Source organism: Arhodomonas sp. KWT, from assembly GCF_010993615.1.
In genome coordinates this window covers 1-533 of sequence record NZ_WNXE01001104.1, presented here as the reverse complement: position 1 = coordinate 533, position 533 = coordinate 1, and the positions used below count along the sequence as shown (strand labels likewise).

Here is a 533-nt window from a genome sequence, read left to right as displayed (position 1 = left end):
CTGCAGCGCCTCCGCGAGGAGGCGGAGCGGTTCACGCTGGCGGAGTACAGTGCGGAGTGCGGGGTGCCGGTGGCGGCCATCGAGGCCCTGGCGCGGACGTTCACCAGCTACGGCAAGCAGGCGGTGGTGGATGCCCACGGCGGGCTGATGAGCGGCAACGGCTTCTACTCCGCCTTCGCGGTGATGATGCTCAACGCCCTGGTGGGTAACCTCAACGCCCGCGGCGGCACGGCCCTGGCCGGTGGCCACTACCCGGAGTTCGGCCGGGGGCCGCGCTATGACCTCAAGACCTTCCCGGGCATGGTCAAGCCGAAGGGGGTGTTCCTCTCGCGCAGCCGTTTCCCCTACGAGAAGACCAGCGAGTACCGCCGCAAGGTCGAGGCCGGCGAGTCGCCGTATCCCGCGCGGGCGCCGTGGTATCCCTTCTCGCCGCCGATCCTGACCGAGCACCTGGCCTCCGCGCTCGCCGGCTATCCGTATCCGGCCAAGGTCTGGATCAACCATATGGCGAACCCGCTGTACGGCCAGGCCGG

Annotated in this window: 1 pseudogene; it reads left to right on the top strand. The window is 69.8% G+C overall.

Annotation, left to right across the window (positions count from 1 at the left end):
• A pseudogene (locus tag G7A99_RS24385) lies at positions 1–533 on the top strand (tetrathionate reductase subunit TtrA); the annotation flags it as partial.